Annotated in this window: 15 protein-coding genes; 4 read left to right on the forward strand and 11 right to left on the reverse strand. The window is 72.0% G+C overall.

From position 1 onward, the window contains the following. Positions 1-7 precede the first annotated feature (7 nt). Both AFM16_RS22965 and AFM16_RS22970 read left to right on the forward strand, forming a co-directional pair. Positions 8-985 carry an ABC transporter ATP-binding protein gene (locus AFM16_RS22965; protein WP_078634480.1) on the forward strand — a complete coding sequence of 326 codons (978 nt, stop codon included), beginning with the start codon at positions 8-10 and terminating at the stop codon, positions 983-985. Continuing rightward, positions 972-1877 (forward strand): ABC transporter permease, encoded by a 906-nt coding sequence (locus tag AFM16_RS22970; RefSeq protein WP_078634481.1) that lies wholly within the window; start codon positions 972-974, stop codon positions 1875-1877. Before AFM16_RS22965 ends, AFM16_RS22970 begins: the two co-directional genes overlap by 14 nt. On the opposite strand, the gene AFM16_RS22975 is transcribed toward AFM16_RS22970, so the two are convergent. Both AFM16_RS22975 and AFM16_RS22980 read right to left on the reverse strand, forming a co-directional pair. Then, positions 1874-2521, reverse strand: coding sequence for a flavodoxin family protein (locus AFM16_RS22975; protein WP_078634482.1), 648 nt, complete (start codon positions 2519-2521; stop codon positions 1874-1876). The two genes, AFM16_RS22970 and AFM16_RS22975, sit on opposite strands and share 4 nt — an antisense overlap. 59 nt (positions 2522-2580) lie before the next feature. Then, a complete protein-coding gene (locus AFM16_RS22980) occupies positions 2581-3768 on the reverse strand; it encodes an amidase (protein ID WP_078634483.1) in 1188 nt (395 codons plus the stop codon). Between the two features lie 152 nt (positions 3769-3920). Here AFM16_RS22980 and AFM16_RS22985 point away from each other — a divergent pair, with 152 nt between their 5' ends. Further along, the gene (locus tag AFM16_RS22985; protein WP_078634484.1) at positions 3921-5048 is read left to right on the forward strand and encodes a hypothetical protein; all 1128 of its coding nucleotides are present in this window, start codon (positions 3921-3923) and stop codon (positions 5046-5048) included. Between the two features lie 31 nt (positions 5049-5079). On the opposite strand, the gene AFM16_RS22990 is transcribed toward AFM16_RS22985, so the two are convergent. From AFM16_RS22990 to AFM16_RS23005, 4 genes are all read right to left on the reverse strand, one after another. Then, entirely contained in the window at positions 5080-6030 is a 951-nt protein-coding gene (locus AFM16_RS22990) for a M28 family metallopeptidase (protein WP_078634485.1), read from the reverse strand. A gap of 123 nt (positions 6031-6153) precedes the next feature. Further along, on the reverse strand, positions 6154-6648 hold the full coding sequence (locus tag AFM16_RS22995; RefSeq protein WP_078634486.1) for a VOC family protein: 495 nt from the start codon (positions 6646-6648) through the stop codon (positions 6154-6156). 44 nt (positions 6649-6692) lie between these two features. Next, a complete protein-coding gene (gene rarD / locus AFM16_RS23000) occupies positions 6693-7664 on the reverse strand; it encodes an EamA family transporter RarD (protein WP_078634487.1) in 972 nt (323 codons plus the stop codon). Positions 7665-7798: 134 nt separating this feature from the next. Further along, on the reverse strand, positions 7799-8653 hold the full coding sequence (locus AFM16_RS23005; protein WP_078634488.1) for an SDR family oxidoreductase: 855 nt from the start codon (positions 8651-8653) through the stop codon (positions 7799-7801). Positions 8654-8749: 96 nt separating this feature from the next. On the opposite strand from AFM16_RS23005, the gene AFM16_RS23010 reads away from it, so the two are divergent. After that, positions 8750-9148 carry a winged helix-turn-helix transcriptional regulator gene (locus AFM16_RS23010; protein ID WP_030790064.1) on the forward strand — a complete coding sequence of 133 codons (399 nt, stop codon included), beginning with the start codon at positions 8750-8752 and terminating at the stop codon, positions 9146-9148. Positions 9149-9172: 24 nt separating this feature from the next. Here the strand turns inward: AFM16_RS23010 and AFM16_RS23015 are convergent, their stop codons facing one another. From AFM16_RS23015 to AFM16_RS23035, 5 genes are all read right to left on the reverse strand, one after another. Continuing rightward, positions 9173-10231, reverse strand: a complete 1059-nt coding sequence (locus AFM16_RS23015) for a 2-oxoacid:ferredoxin oxidoreductase subunit beta (RefSeq protein ID WP_078634489.1) — start codon at positions 10229-10231, stop codon at positions 9173-9175. Continuing rightward, positions 10224-12170: a 2-oxoacid:acceptor oxidoreductase subunit alpha gene (locus tag AFM16_RS23020; RefSeq protein ID WP_030790058.1), complete on the reverse strand. Its 1947-nt coding sequence runs from the start codon at positions 12168-12170 to the stop codon at positions 10224-10226. Before AFM16_RS23020 ends, AFM16_RS23015 begins: the two co-directional genes overlap by 8 nt. Before the next feature lie 223 nt (positions 12171-12393). Next, a complete protein-coding gene (locus AFM16_RS23025; protein ID WP_280921918.1) occupies positions 12394-13053 on the reverse strand; it encodes a LuxR C-terminal-related transcriptional regulator in 660 nt (219 codons plus the stop codon). A gap of 449 nt (positions 13054-13502) precedes the next feature. Continuing rightward, a complete protein-coding gene (locus tag AFM16_RS23030; protein WP_030788423.1) occupies positions 13503-14879 on the reverse strand; it encodes a sensor histidine kinase in 1377 nt (458 codons plus the stop codon). A 150-nt stretch (positions 14880-15029) separates the two neighbouring features. Continuing rightward, on the reverse strand, positions 15030-16280 hold the full coding sequence (locus tag AFM16_RS23035) for a sensor histidine kinase (RefSeq protein ID WP_030788421.1): 1251 nt from the start codon (positions 16278-16280) through the stop codon (positions 15030-15032). Positions 16281-16389: the final 109 nt, after the last annotated feature.

Below are 16389 nucleotides of genomic sequence, written 5' to 3' on the forward strand. Positions count from 1 at the left end.
GGGGCTGATGGGGGAGCCGGGGAACGACGCCCCTGAGGGCGAAGGCCGCGACGGCGGTGACGTCATCCGCACCCGTGGCCTCACCAAGCGGTACCGCGGCGGCCAGCTCGCCGTGGACCGCCTGGACCTCGCCGTCCCGGCGGGCAGCGTCTTCGGCTTCCTCGGCCCCAACGGCTCCGGCAAGACCACCACCATCCGCATGCTGATGGGGCTGATCGAGCCCACGGCCGGTTCGGCGCACGTCCTGGGGCAGCCCGTGCCCCGGGCCGCGCGCCGGGTCCTGCCCCAGGTCGGCGCCCTCATCGAGGGCCCGGCCCTCTACGGCTTCCTCTCCGGCCGCGACAACCTCCTGCGCCTGGACGCCGCCGACCCGACCGCGGATCCGCGCACCCGGGGGACCCGGGTCGCGGCGGCGCTGGACCGGGTCGGGCTGACGGCGGCGGCCGGGAAGAAGGCCAGGGCGTACTCGCTCGGCATGAAACAGCGGCTCGGCCTGGCCGCCGCCCTGCTCCGGCCCCGCCGGCTGCTCGTCCTCGACGAACCGACCAACGGACTCGACCCGCAGGGCATGCGGGAGATCCGCGCCCTGGTCAGGGAGCTGGCCTCGGACGGCACGACCGTCTTCCTCTCCTCCCACCTCCTCGACGAGATCGAGCAGGTGTGCACGCACGCCGCGGTGATGGCCCAGGGCCGGCTGATCACCCAGGGCGCGGTGGCCGACCTCGCGGCGGGCGCGCGCGGCCGTCTGGTGGTCACCACACCGGACACCGGCGACGCGGCCCGGGTGCTGAAGGAACAGGGCGCGGCGGACGTCACGGCCGAGGAGGACCGGGTCACCGCCGACCCGCCGGACCGCGACCTCGCCGAGGTGACCGCCGCCCTGGTGACGGCCGGGGTCCGCGTCCGCGGCCTCACCGTGGAACGGGCCTCCCTGGAGGACGCGTTCGTGGCGCTCACCGGAGAGGGATTCGATGTCGCGGGCTGACACGACGACGGCGGGCGAGGCGGCGGACACGGCCCCTCGGGCACCGGTGCTGTGGACCTTCGGGCTGCTGCGCAACGAGCTGCTGACCGCCTTCCGGCGCTGGCGCACGCTCGCCCTGCTGGCCGTCCTGGCGGCGGTGCCGGTCCTGGTCGGCATCGCCGTGAAGATCGAGACCGGCGACGGCTCACCCGCCGGACCGGGCGGCGGCGGGGGCGGGGGCGGCCCGGCGTTCATCGCGCAGATCACCAACAACGGACTGTTCCTGGTCTTCACCGCGCTCGCCGCGACCCTGCCGTTCTTCCTGCCGATGGCGATCGGGGTGGTGGCGGGCGACGCGATCGCCGGCGAGTCCGCCGCGGGCACCCTGCGCTACCTCCTCGTCGCCCCGGCGGGCCGCACCCGTCTGCTGCTCACCAAGTACGCCACCGTCATGGCGTTCTGCCTGGCGGCCACGCTGGTCGTCGCGGTGTCGGCGCTGGCGGTCGGCGCCCTGCTCTTCCCGCTCGGCGACCTCACCACCATCTCCGGGACGACGATCAGCTTCACCGACGGCCTGCTGCGGGCCCTGCTGATCGCGCTGGTCGTGGCCGCGTCCCTGACCGGCGTCGCGGCGCTCGGCCTGTTCGTCTCCACGCTGACCGGCAGCGGCATCGCGGCGATGGCGACGACGGTGGGCCTGCTGATCACCGTCCAGATCCTCGACCAGATCCCGCAGCTCCACGCGATCCAGCCGTATCTGTTCTCCCACTACTGGCTGTCCTTCGCCGACCTGATGCGCGAGCCCGTCTACTGGGACGAACTGGTCAGGAACCTCGGCCTCCAGGCGCTGTACGCCGCGGTGTTCGGCTCGGCGGCGTGGGCGCGGTTCACGACGAAGGACATCACGGCTTAGGCGGTCGCCCCGGCCCCGGCCCCGGCCCCGGTCTCGGTTTCGGTTTCGGTTTCGGTTTCGTAAGGGAAACGGGCCAGGGGAGCTTCCTGCGCGAAGAACGTCTTGGCGCGGGCGAGCGCGGCGGTGTCGTTCAGGACGTCCCCCGGCTTGCTGCCGTTGCCGAGGAGCACCCCGCCGAACCGCATCTCCAGGTACGCGGCCGTGTGGTGCAGCGTGCCGTACAGCGGGTCGGCGACCTCGAACTCCTCGTGCGCGAGCGCCGTGACGCCCCAGAGCGTGCGCCCCGCCATCGTGGCCTTGAAGTCGACGCCGGGCGTGCGCAGCCAGCCGGACCAGTGGTCGAGGTAGCGCTTGGTGGGCGCGGACACGGAGTACCAGTACAGCGGGGAGGCGATCACCAGGTCCGTCGCCGCGAGCGTGGCGTCGAGCAGCAGTCCCGCGGCGCCTTCGGTCGGCCGCACATGGTCACTGTCGTGCCGCTGGTCCACGAACTCGGGCAGCGGGTGCTCCGTGAGGCTGATCCACTCCTGCTCCACCCCCTCGGGCAACTGCTCGGCGGCCCGGCGGGCCAGCAGTTCGGTGTTGCCCTCGTGGCCCTCGTCGCGGCTGCTGCCGAGCAGGAACAGGAAACGGCGGGTCGACATGGGTCCCCCAGAAGTCGGCGTACGACAATAATGCGCACCTGCATTATATGTGCATGCAATCAAATGGGAAAGGGCAGAGGGCCGGGACACACGTCCGGAAGGGCCAGTTCGGCCGCCCGCGCCACCGCCACGAGCAGCTCCTCCCGCCCGTGCGCCGCGACGAGGTGGAGCCCCACGGGACAGCCGTCCGCCCCGAACCCGGCCGGCATGCTCGACGCCGGATGCCCGCTCAGGTTGAACGCCCAGGTCAACGCCGTCGAGTACCGGTCACCCGGCCCGTCGTGGCCGTGCGCGGCATGGGGAGTGGTGGGTGTCAGCAGCAGATCGGCCCGCTCGAAGAGCGCCACCAGCCGCAGATCGTTGGTCTCCCGGACCCGCCCGGCCTCCCGTGGATCGGCTCCCGGTGTCCGCAAGGCCGTCCAGGCGGGTCCCGGATCGACCAGCCCCACGTCCGCGTCACCCGCCGCCACCCGTACGACTCCGGCAGCGGCGAGCCGCGCGACGGCGGCCCGCGCCAGGGCGAGCGGCTCGGGGTCGGGCCGGGCGAACCCCAGATCGGGGGAGAAGACGGCAAGGGGCGCCGAACCCGCGGACGGGTCGGGGACGTCCCCGACCGTCACCCGCAGCCAGGCGGCCAGGTCCCCCGCCGACCGCGCGAGGACACCCGGTGCCGCGAGGCCGGTGCGGTCGGGGGACGGCAGCAGACCGTTCGTCGTCTTCAGCCCGAGGACACCGCACCAGGCGGCCGGGATCCGTACCGATCCCGCGCCGTCGCTGCCGGTGGCCAGCGGCACCAGACCGGCCGCGACGGCCGCCGCCGCCCCCGCGGAGGAACCGCCCGGCGTACGGTCGGCGCGCCAGGGGTTGACGGTACGGCCGTGAGCACCGAGCCCCCAGGTCTGCCAGGCGGTACCGGGCCCGGGCACGGCGGTCGCCCCGACGGGCACACACCCCGCCGCGACCAGCGCCCCCACCCCGTACCGCCCCTTCACTCCCACCGGCACACCGGCGAGCGGCAACCACTCCCCACCGGCAACCCGGGCATCGACGGCACGGGCCCGCTCCAGAGCCGCGTCTTCCCACACCTCGGAAAAGGCATGCAGGACGGAGTCCACCCGCCGGATCCGCCCGAGCGCCTCCCGGACGACATCGACAGCCCGCAATTCCCCACTCCGCACGGCGTCGGCGACACCGACCGCCGACAGGGGTTCCTCCTCGCCCCCGACCCCGTCCGCCGTCGTCCCCATGGCCCGTCCCCTCCTCGCCGTCCCGTCCCGCACACCGGTCGTGGATCCTTGGAACGAGGCTGTGACGTCGCGGTGACGTGCACATCGGGGGCGAGCGGCGAAACTCAACGGTACGTGTACGCGTACACGCACCTGGACGACGTGAGGAACCGATGTACGGACTCAGCCACGAGACGAAGCTGGACCAGCCTGAACCGCAGCCCGCCGTGGCGGCGCCCCTCGACGTCCATGTCCGCGCGGACGGCACGGCGACCGTCGGCGGCGTGCAGGTCGCGGCGGCCGACGGCGAGGAGATCCAGCGGGCCGTCCTGAGCCATCTGCACCGCGTCGCCCTCGCCACCGGGCACCCGGTCCTCGTCACCGTCCACGACGAACGCATCGGGTACGTCGTCCCCCTGCGCGTCGACCCGGACGGCGCCAGCCACTTCACGGCGGAGCCCCTGCGCACGACCACCCGTCCGGCGCAGCCGACGGCACCCGAGACCACCGACACTCCCGAGCCCCGTCGGGACCTGCCCACGCAGCAGCTCCACCACGTCGCCCCCGCCCCCGCCTCTGCCCCCGGCACCGTCGCCGCCCCCACCGGCGTCTTCGGCCCGCCGCCGGTCATGGACGCCGTACCGATCCCGGAAGCCGTACCGATCCCGGAAGTCGCACCGGCACCGGCACCGGCACCCGCCCCCGTCGTCTCCGTCGTCCCCGCCGGCACCGGCCCCCGTGACGATCCCGACCCCCGGCACACCCCCGCCCGCGGCTTCGACGCCGTCGCCGAGGCCGTGCTCGGGGAGGACCCCCGCACCCTGCCGGGCAGCGACGCGCCCGCGCTCCTGGGCGAGTCGGTGGCGCAGATCAACGAAGCCGTGCGGGCGGGCCGTACCGACACCGCGGCCGCCCTCGCGGAACGGACGGTGACCGAGGCGTCGGGAACACTGGGGCCGGAGCACCCCGAGGTGCTCCGGCTCCGTGAACTCGGCGCGTACATCGCCTACTTGGCGGGCGACCCGCTGCGTTCCTTCCACGCCTCCCTCGAACTGGCCAGGATCCACCGCCGCGCCCGGGACGCCGAGGCCGCGTACGGCAACGTCCAGAGCGCGGCGACGGCCTGGCGTGCCGTACGCGACCCCTTCCAGGGCCTGAACCTGGGCGGCGAACTCATCGCCCTGTGGACCGAGTTGGCCGCAGAGGGCGGACCGGCCGCCGACGACGCCGAGGAACTGGACACGGCCCGCGCCCGCATGCTCCGCCTGACCGAACGGGCCCGGAAGGCGGCGGACGCGTAGCCGTCAAGGCGACGGCGTCAGGACGGCGGCGTCAGGACGACAGCGTCCACACCGCGTACGCCAGCGCGTCCCCGTTGCGGTCCAGCGCCGTGTCGTTGATGTTGGCCGTGGTGTCGCAGGACGAGTGGTAGCAGCGGTCGAACGCGGTGGCCGTACCGCCCCACTTGGCGACCTGCGCGGCGGTCTTGACCCGGCTGGCGCCGGTGAACAGACCGCCGACCGGGACGCCCGCGCTCTTGAACGGCGCGTGGTCGGAACGGCCGTCGCCCTCGGTCTCGATCTCCGTCGGGACGCCGATGCCCGCGAAGTAGTCCTTGAAGGTCTTCTCGATCGCCGCGTTGTCGTCGTAGACGAAGTAGCCGGGGTTCGGCGAGCCGATCATGTCGAAGTTGAGGTATCCGTTGATCCGCGCGCGGTTCGCCGACGACAGGCTGTTGACGTAGTACCGGGAGCCGACGAGACCCAGCTCCTCCGCGCCCCACCAGGCGAACCGCAGATGCTTCGTGGGCCGGTAGTTCGTGCGCGCGACCGTCAGCGCCGCCTCCAGGACGGCCGACGAGCCGGAGCCGTTGTCGTTGATGCCGGCGCCCGAGGTGACGCTGTCGAGATGGGACCCGGCCATGATCACCTGGTTGGTGTCGCCGCCCGGCCAGTCGGCGATCAGGTTGTAGCCGGTGCGGCCGCCCGAGGTGAAGGACTGCACGGTGGTGGTGAAGCCGACGGCGTCCAGCTTGCCCTTCACATAGTTCAGCGAGGCGGTGTAGCCGGCCCGGCCGTGGGCTCTGTTGCCGCCGTTGGCCGTGGCGATGGACTGGAGCTGTGCGAGATGCGCCTTGACGTTGGCGACGGGCAGGTCGGGCGCGGCGGCGACCGCCGCGGGTTCGGGGGCGGGCGCCGCGCCGGCTATGGATCCGGTGGCGAGCAGGGTGACGGTGGCGACGGCGACGGACGCCGCCGCCCGCCCGGAGACGGAGAGCTTCATGTGGGGGGCTCCGATTCCAGTGTGAGTGGGGTGTCTGGATGGTGAAGCCGTGGCCAACACTCCGTCAAGAGCGCCATCCGGACAGGGAGTTCACATTCCGGAGCCCTCACACACGAACGCGCGTCACTGCACGCAGAACTCGTTCCCCTCGGGGTCCGCCATCACCACCCACTGCCCGGAGGACTCCTTCACCTCCCGCAGCACACTCGCCCCCAGCGCGGTGAGCCGCTCCACCTCGTCGGCCAGCCGCCCCGCGCCCGGGTGCAGATCCAGATGCAGCCGGTTCTTCCCGGACTTCGCCTCCGGCACCCGCTGGAACAACAGCCGCCGCCCCAGCCCGGTCCCGCTGTCGGCGTCGAACGGATCGTCCGGATGGCGTACGGCGATCAGGTCCCGGAAGGCCGGGCGGCCGTGGAACTCCAGGGTCGCCGCGCCCGGCAGCGCGCCCATCTCGAGGAGCCGCTCGACGAGCGCGCTGTTGTCCTCGACCTCGTAGTGCAGCGCCGCGGCCCAGAAGTCGGCCTGGGTGTGCGGATCGGCGGAGTCGATCACGAGCTTCCAGTGCACGGGCGTGGGTGCGGACGCGGGCGCGGATTCGGATGCGGGTGTCTGAGTCATACGGCCCACTCAACCAGCCCGTCCGGCGTTCGCGACCGAATTTCTCAGGGCCGAACGGGGTCCGCGCCGGCCGGTACCGCGGGGGACTCCACCGTGGCGGGGGCGGTCACACCGAGAGGCCGCCGCGGTCGCAGCGAGGCACGCCACGCGTCCGCCGTCAGCAGCGCCAGCGCCAGCCACACCAGCGCGAACCCGGCCCACCGCTCCACCGGCATCTCCTCGCCGAAGTAGAGGACGCCCAGCAGGAACTGGAACACGGGCGCGAGGTACTGGAGCAGCCCCAGCGTGGACAGCGGCACCCGGATCGCGGCCGCGCCGAAGCAGACCAGCGGCAGCGCGGTGACCACACCGGTGGAGGCCAGCAGGAGCGCGTGACCGGTGCCCTCGGCCGCGAACGTGGAGTCGCCGCGCCCGGACAGCCACAGCAGATAGACCAGGGCGGGCAGGAACTGGACGGCGGTCTCGGCGGTCAGCGACTCGACCCCGCCGAGGTTGACCTTCTTCTTCACCAGCCCGTAGACGGCGAACGAGAAGGCCAGACAGAGGGAGATCCACGGCGGCCGCCCGTAGCCGATGGTCAGCACCAGCACCGCGGCGGCGCCGACACCGACCGCCGCCCACTGCACCGGCCGCAGCCGCTCCTTCAGCAGCAGCACGCCCATGGCGATGGTGACCAGCGGGTTGATGAAGTAGCCGAGCGATGCCTCGACGACATGGCCGCTGTTCACGGCCCAGATGTAGACGCCCCAGTTCACGGTGATCACGGCCGCGGCGATCACGACCAGACCGAGCCGGCGCGGCTGGCGCAGCAGCTCCCCGGCCCACGCCCAGCGCCGGACGAAGAGCAGCGCGGCGGCGACGAAGACCAGGGACCACACCATGCGGTGGGCAAGGATCTCCACCGATCCGGCGGGCTTGAGGAGCGGCCAGAAGAGGGGGACGAGCCCCCACATCCCGTAGGCGGCGAAGCCGTTCAGCAGACCTGTGCGGCCCTCATTCGTCGACGACCCGGCCACGGGCTTCTCCTTCTTCTCACGTCCCTGAGCGTTCCACGCGAAGGTAACGCCGAGGACCCCCGCCTGTCATGCCCGTATCGCCATACGGTCATGACAGGCGGGGGTGGCCGGTCCGTGAGGGCTCCGGCGGGCCGTCAGCCCTTGAGCGCCGCCGTGATCGCCTCCGTCACCGGGGTCGTCGGGCGGCCGATCAGCCGGGACAGGTCGCCGCCGGTGACGACCAGCTCGCCCTTCTCGATCGAGGCGTCCACACCGGCGAGGACCGCGGCGAACTGCTCGGGCAGCCCGGCGCCGGTCAGGATGCCGGTCAGGGCCTCGGTGGACACGGGGGTGTGGACGATCTCCCGCCCGGTCTGCCGGCTCAGCTCGGCCGCGTACTCCGTGAGGCTCCACGCCTCGTCGCCGCCCAGCTCGTACGTCCGGTTCTCATGGCCCTCGCCGGTCAGGACGGCGACGGCGGCGGCCGCGTAGTCGGCGCGGGAGGCGGAGGAGATCCGGCCCTCACCGGCCGCGGAGACGACCGCGTCGTGCTCCAGGACCGGGGCGAGCTGCTCGGTGTAGTTCTCGTGGTACCAGCCGTTGCGCAGCAGCGTGTAGGGGACACCGGAGGCGGTCAGCGCCCGCTCGGTGGCGCGGTGGTCGTCGGCCAGGGCGGCGGTCAGCGTGCCCGGCGCGCTGGTGTACGCCAGCAGCGCGACACCGGCGGCCTTCGCCGCGTCGATGACGACCTGGTGCTGCTGCGGGCGGCCCTTGTCGAACTCGTTGCCCGAGATCAGCAGCACCTTGTCGCCGGCCGCGAACAGGCCGTCGAAGGTCTCGGGGGTGTTGTAGTCGGCGACCGCGAGCCGGACGCCGCGGGCCGCGAGGTCGGCGGCCTTGGCCTCGTCACGCACGACGGCCGTGATCTCCCGCGCCGGGACCTTCTCCAGCAACTGCTCCACGACGTGGCGGCCGAGCTGTCCGGTGGCTCCGGTGACGACGATGCTCATGGGTGCGAACTCCAGGTGGGGGTGGGTGGGACTGACACTCACCCTAGAAGCTGCACTAACTGAAAGAAAGTACCCACTTTGAAGTAAGGTACTGGCATGGCAGTAAGCAACGTGAGGCCGTCCGCGCCCGCCGGCGAGGAGATGTGCCCCTACCGGCTGGTCCTCGAACACGTCACCAGCCGCTGGGGCGTCCTCGTCCTCATCCACCTGCTCGACCGGCCGCACCGCTTCAGCGAGCTGCGCCGGGCGATCGGCCGGGTCAGCGAGAAGATGCTGACCCAGACCCTCCAGACCCTGGAGCGCGACGGCCTGGTCCACCGCGACGCCAAGCCGGTCATCCCGCCGCGCGTCGACTACTCCCTCACCGGCCTCGGCCGCGAGGCGGCGGAGCAGGTGAGCGCCCTCGCCGGCTGGACGCAGGAGCGCATGGACCAGGTCGAACGGGCCCGCGCCGCATACGACGAGGCCCGGGAGCCGGACTCCCGGGCCTCGTGACCGGCTGCTGGCGGTCCTGACGGCTCAGCCGACGACCGTCCAGGTGTCCCCGCCGGCCAGCAGCGCCGCCAGATCGCCCTTGCCGTGCTGCTCGATCGCCGCGTCGAGCTGCTCGGCCATCTGCGTGTCGTAGACCGGACGCTCCACCGAACGCAGCACCCCGATCGGCGTGTTGTGCAGGGTGTCCGGATCGGCCAGCCGGGACAGCGCGAACGCGGTGGTCGGGGACGCGGCGTGCGCGTCGTGGACCAGGATCGCCCCCTCGTTCTCCGGGGTCACCGCGACGACCCTCAGATCTCCGGTCGCCGGGTCCCGCACCACCCCCTTGGACCGATCGGCGCCGAACCGGATCGGCTGCCCGTGCTCCAGCCGGATCACCGCCTCCTCCGCCGACTCCCGGTCCTTCAAAGCGTCGAAGGCCCCGTCGTTGAAGATGTTGCAGTTCTGGTAGATCTCCACCAGCGCCGTGCCCGGATGGGCGGCGGCCTGCCGCAGCACCTCCGTCAGATGTCTGCGGTCCGAGTCGACGGTCCGCGCGACGAACGACGCCTCCGCGCCCAGCGCCAGCGACACCGGGTTGAAGGGCGCGTCCAGCGACCCCATCGGCGTCGACTTGGTGATCTTCCCGACCTCGGAGGTGGGGGAGTACTGGCCCTTGGTCAGCCCGTAGATACGGTTGTTGAACAGCAGGATCTTCAGATTCACATTGCGCCGCAGGGCATGGATCAGATGGTTGCCGCCGATGGACAGCGCGTCGCCGTCACCGGTCACCACCCAGACGCTCAGATCCCGCCGGGAGGCCGCGAGCCCCGTCGCGATCGCCGGCGCCCGCCCGTGGATGGAGTGCATCCCGTAGGTGTTCATGTAGTAGGGGAACCGGGAGGAGCAGCCGATGCCCGAGACGAACACGATGTTCTCTCTGGCCAGCCCCAGCTCCGGCATGAAGCCCTGGACCGCCGCGAGGATCGCGTAGTCGCCGCAGCCCGGGCACCAGCGCACCTCCTGGTCGGACTTGAAGTCCTTCATCGACTGCTTGGCCTCGGCCTTGGGAACCAGCTTCAGCAGCGTGTTCGCATCAGTCATCGATGGCCTCCTTCAGCGCCGCGGCGAGCTGCTCCGCCTTGAACGGCATGCCGTTGACCTGGTTGTACGAGTGGGCGTCGACCAGGTACTTCGCCCGCAGGAGGGTGGCGAGCTGGCCGAGGTTCATCTCCGGGACGACGACCTTGTCGTACGCCTTCAGCACCGCGCCCAGATTGGCGGGGAACGGGTTCAGATGCCGCAGATGGGCCTGCGCGACGGCCTCCCCGGCCGCCCGCAGCCGCCGTACGGCCGCCGTGATCGGCCCGTAGGTGGAACCCCAGCCCAGCACCAGGGTCCTGGCCCCGTCCGGGTCGTCCACCTCCAGATCGGGGACGTCGATGCCGTCGATCTTGGCCTGCCGGATCCGGACCATGAAGTCGTGGTTGGCCGGGGCGTAGGAGATGTTGCCCGTGCCGTCCTCCTTCTCGATGCCGCCGATCCGGTGTTCGAGCCCCGGAGTCCCCGGCACCGCCCACGGCCGGGCCAGGGTCAGCGGATCGCGTTTGTACGGCCAGAACACCTCGGTGCCGTCGTCCAGCGTGTGGTTGGGCCCCTGGGTGAACTGCACGGTCAGATCCGGCAGTTCCTCCAGCTCGGGAACCCGCCAGGGCTCGGAGCCGTTGGCCAGATAGCCGTCGGACAGCAGCATCACCGGCGTGCGGTAGGTGAGCGCGATCCGGGCCGCCTCCAGCGCCGCGTCGAAGCAGTCGCCCGGGGTGCGGGGCGCCACGATCGGCACCGGCGCCTCGCCGTTGCGCCCGAACATCGCCTGGAGCAGATCCGCCTGCTCGGTCTTGGTCGGCAGCCCGGTCGACGGCCCGCCGCGCTGGATGTCCACCACCAGCAGCGGCAGCTCCAGCGACACCGCGAGCCCGATGGTCTCCGACTTCAGCGCCACCCCCGGCCCCGAGGTCGTGGTGACGGCGAGAGCCCCCCCGAAGGCGGCCCCCAGCGCGGCACCGATGCCCGCGATCTCGTCCTCCGCCTGGAAGGTCCGCACACCGAAGTTCTTGTGCCGGCTCAGCTCGTGCAGGATGTCCGAGGCCGGGGTGATCGGGTACGAGCCCAGGAACAGCGGCAGATCGGCCTGCCGGGACGCCGCGACCAGACCGTAGGAGAGGGCCAGGTTCCCGGAGATGTTCCGGTAGGTCCCGACGGGGAACGCCGTGGCGGCCGGGGCCACCTCGTAGCTGACGGCGAAGTCCTCGGTGGTCTCCCCGAAGTTCCACCCCGCGCGGAACGCGGCCAGGTTCGCCTCGGCGATCTCCGGTTTCTTCGCGAACTTCGACCGCAGGAACTTCTCCGTGCCCTCGGTGGGCCGGTGGTACATCCACGACAAGAGGCCGAGCGCGAACATGTTCTTGCTGCGCTCGGCCTCCTTGCGGGTGAGGTCGAATTCCTTGAGAGCCTCGACGGTCAGGGTGGTCAACGGGACCGGGTGGAGCTGGTAACCGTCGAGGGACCCATCCTCCAGCGGCGAGGCCGCGTACCCCACCTTCTGCATCGCCCGTTTGGTGAACTCGTCCGTGTTGACGATGATCTCCGCACCGCGCGGCACGTCCCCGATGTTCGCCTTCAGGGCGGCCGGGTTCATCGCGACCAGCACATTGGGTGCATCACCCGGAGTGAGGATGTCGTGGTCGGCGAAGTGCAACTGGAACGAGGAGACACCGGGCAGGGTGCCGGCGGGGGCACGGATCTCGGCGGGGAAGTTCGGCAGGGTCGACAGGTCGTTGCCGAACGACGCCGTCTCCGAGGTGAAGCGGTCACCGGTGAGCTGCATACCGTCACCCGAGTCGCCCGCGAACCTGATGATCACCCGGTCGAGACGGCGTACATCCTTCGTCCCGGCCGGTTTGCGCTGTTCTCCCACGACGGCCCCGTCGGCCCCGTCAGCCTGATCGGCCTGTTCCGCTGCGCTGCTGACCTGACTGGTCACTGAACTGGACCTCCCTCAAGGTGGCTGTCCCGCGGGAGGGGCCTTCCCGAAGACCCTCCCTGGATCAACCCTACGTCTGTCAGGGCCGCCTTCCCTTGGCCATCCGCATGACAAATCACTGCCCCGAGACGGCCCGGCACCCCGACTTGTCATGATTTACCGCCTGGAGGTGTTGCCCTGGTAGACGCACCGCCAGGAACCCCGGTTCTCCCGCCGGCCCCCCTCAGGAGTTCAGATAGGTGAGCACCGCGAGGACCCGGCGGTGGTCCCCGTCGCTCGGCGACAGCCCGAGCTTCAGGAAGATGTTGCTGACGTGCTTCTCGACCGCCCCGTCGCTCACCACGAGCTGCCGCGCGATCGCCGAGTTCGTCCGCCCCTCCGCCATCAGCCCCAGCACCTCCCGCTCCCGCGGGGTGAGCCCGGCCAGCACGTCCTGCTTGCGGCTGCGCCCGAGCAACTGCGCGACGACCTCCGGATCGAGCGCGGTGCCCCCGGACGCCACCCGCACCACGGCGTCCACGAACTCCCGCACCTCGGCCACCCGGTCCTTCAGCAGATACCCCACCCCACGACTGGAACCGGCCAGAAGTTCGGTGGCGTACCTTTCCTCCACGTACTGCGACAGCACCAGCACCCCGAGCCCCGGATGCGCCTTGCGAAGCTGTACGGCGGCCCGCACGCCCTCGTCCGTGTGCGTCGGCGGCATCCGCACATCGGCGACGACGACGTCCGGCAGCGCGTTCTCCGCGTGCAGCTCGGCGATGGTCTTCACCAACGCCTCGGCGTCCCCGACCCCGGCGACCACCTCGTGCCCCCGGTCGGTCAGCAACCGGGTCAGCCCCTCCCGCAACAGCACCGAATCCTCGGCGATGACCACCCGCACCCTGTCCTCCACGATCCTCGGCCCCCCAGCCGTCCCTCAGCCGTCCGCCGGCCGTCCGCCGGCCGTCCACCCGTCAACGGTCCGGTCCAGCATTCCAGTATCCGGGCCGTCTGTACCGGGGAACGGGGGGATGAGCTGGGGGTGAGCTGGAGTTGGGCTGGGGTCGGGCTGGGGTTGGGCTGGGGTCGGGCTGGGGTTGGGCTGGGGGAGCGGGCCGGGAGGAGGCCGGGTGGGGGCGCGACCAGGAGGGGCGTGCGGGCATGGGGCGCTGTCCTGGGAGGGGTGCGGGGCCGGGGGGGGGGCTCCGGGAGGGGTGCGGGGCGCGTGGGCTGGTCCGGGAGGGGGTGGGCGCGGGGTCCGGTCCCGGCAAGGGCGTCGGGCGCGTGGGCCGGTCCCGAGAGAGGTGTGTGGGGGCGTGGCTTGGGGAGGTGAGGTGCGCGGCGGGGCCGCTATCCCCGGGACTCCCGCCAGGGCAGCTCCGCCGTGACCGTCGTGGGCCCTCCGGCCGGTGAGTCCACCACCAGGATCCCGTCCACCGCGTCCAGTCGGCCCGCGAGCCCGGCCAGCCCCGACCCGGCGGAGGCGTCCGCGCCGCCCACGCCGTCGTCCGTGACCTGCAACATCAGCCGGTCCTCCGCCCGCCACACGTCGACCGACGCCGACCGGGCCCGGCTGTGCTTGCTGACGTTCTGGAGCAGCTCGGAGACGGTGAAGTACGCGATGCCCTCGATCGCCGGCGTCGGACGGTCCACCAGGTCCACCTCCACCCGCACGGGCACCGTGCACCGCGAGGCCACCGACGACAGCGCCGCGTCCAGCCCCCGGTCGGTCAGCACCGCCGGATGGATGCCGCGTGCCAGGTCCCGCAGCTCCTGGAGGGCCGTCTTCACCTCGCCGTGCGCCGAGTCGACCATCTCCGCCGCCGCCCGCGGGTCCTCCCGCAGCTTCTCCTTCGCCAGCCCCAGATCCATCGCCAGGGCCACCAGCCGGGCCTGCGCGCCGTCGTGCAGATCCCGCTCGATGCGCCGCAGATCGGCGGCGGCCGTGTCGACGACCACCCCCCGGTCGGACTCCAGCTCCACCACCCGCGACGCCAGCCGCGACGGCCCCAGCAGGCCGTGCACCAGCAGCCGGTCCACCGTCGTCAGCGCCCGCACGATCCACGGCGTCGCCATCGTCACCAGCAGGCCGACCAGCGCCGTCACGGTGATCTCGAACGGGTTGTCCAGATACACCTGGTGCTGCGCGTCGCCGTAGAGCTGCAACCCGCCCTGCCCGCCGTACAGCGGGAACACCCAGAACCACAGCGGATACGTCAGCATCGTCCAGCCGAGCAGCCACACCGTCAGGGTGACGGAGAACGAGAACACCGCCCAGGGAAACTGCACCAGCGCGAACAGCGCGTGCCGCCACGACGTCCCGCTCCGCAGCACGGCGCCCATCCAGGCCATGGCCCCGCCCCGGCCACCCCGGCTCCGGTTCCGCACCCGCAGCGGCTCGGGGTCGGAGATCTCCAGCCCCAGCAGGGCCCGCGCCCGCGCCCGCTCCAGCGCGCCGAACCCACGGCACATCGCGAGACCCGCCGCCAGCACCGGGATCCCGAGGAAGGTCAGCGTGAGACCGACCCCCGTCGACAGCATGGTGACCGTGAGGACGAACAGCACGACACTCACCGGGAACCCCACCAGCACATACAGCAGCTCACGCCAGTGCCGCCCGGAGAACGGCTCCCGCAGCGCCGTCGGCACCCGGTGCGGCCGCTCCCCGACGCCTTCCGCCGCCGGGCGCCCGTACCCCGGTCCGTAATTCCCGTACTGCGTGGCCATCCGCGTCGTCCGTTCTACTCGTCTCGTCCGTCCCGTCCGCTCATCGCGCGGCTGGTGGCTCGTACCTCACACCCTCCTCGCCCCCGAGCCCGCGCACCATGAAGGCCGTCGGCCTCTGGAACGGGGGGTTTTCCCTACCCCTGGCGCCCGTCAGCCGCGCTCGCGCCAGGGCAGCTCCGCCGTCACCGTCGTGGGACCCCCCACCGGCGAGTCCACGACGAACAGCCCGTCCACCGCGCCCAGCCGGTCCGCCAGCCCCCGCATCCCGGAGCCGCCGTCGAGACGCGCGCCGCCCTGGCCGTCGTCCCAGACCTGGATCAGCAGCCGGTCGTCGGTCCGCCACACGTCGACCGACGCCGACCGGGCCCGGCTGTGCTTGCTGACGTTCTGGAGCAGCTCGGAGACGGTGAAGTACGCGATCCCCTCGATCGCCGCCGCCGGCCTCGACTCCAGATCGGCGGTCACCTTCACCGGCACCGTGCACCGCGAGGCCACCGACGACAGCGCCGCGTCCAGCCCCCGGTCGGTCAGCACCGCCGGATGGATCCCGCGCGCCAGATCCCGCAGCTCCTGGAGGGCCAGTTTCACCTCGCCGTGCGCCTCCTCCACCATCGCCGAGGCCGCGTCCGGGTCCTCCAGCAGCTTCTCCTTCGCCAGACCCAGCCCCATCGCGAGATTCACGAGCCGGGCCTGCGCCCCGTCGTGCAGATCCCGCTCGATCCGCCGCAGATCGGCCGCCGCCGTGTCGACGACCACCCCCCGGTCGGACTCCAGCTCCGCGATCCGCCGCTCCAGCTCGTCCGACGGCGACAGCAGCGCCCGCACCATCGCCCGGTCCGCGTTGGCCAGACCCCGCGCCAGATACGGCAGCACCGGCCACAGCACGAACATCGAGGTCAGCGCCACCGTGAAGGTGAGGATCCCCCAGGGCAGCCGGATCACGTCGTACAGCACGGTCCGCCACGCCACCGGATCCTTCAACGCCAGCCACATCCACGACAACGGCCCACCGGCCCGCTGCACGGGCAGCGGACTCGGCTCGTCGATCCGCAGCCCGAGCAGCAGCCGCGCCCGCCCCCGCTCGAACCGCCCGATCAACCGCGCCCCCGCCAGACCGAGCGCCAGCAACGGCAACCCGATCACGGTGACACTCATCGCGGCCCCGGTCACGATCACCGACATCACATACGTGAACCCGAACAGCGACACCGGCAGATTCGCCAGCAGATGCGCGATCTCCTGCCAGGTCCACGGGTCGTAGGCGAAATGCACCGGCGGCGGCCGGTCGTCGTCGTACCCGCCGGCCCCGGCACGGCGAGGGGAGACGGACTCCCCGACGGCGGTCCGACGCGGGTCATGGGCGCCGCCCCGGGCGGAGGCGGTGGACTGGGATGCGGTCATACGGGCCAGCCTGCCGCGCCGCGGACCCTGACGCCATGAGGTTCCCCGCCTCCACCACCCTGGGGAAAACCCCCGGTCCCGGATCGAGGCGTGACGGGCTGCTTACCGT

Origin of the sequence: Streptomyces antibioticus (genome assembly GCF_002019855.1) — a bacterium.
Classification (GTDB): domain Bacteria; phylum Actinomycetota; class Actinomycetes; order Streptomycetales; family Streptomycetaceae; genus Streptomyces; species Streptomyces antibioticus_B.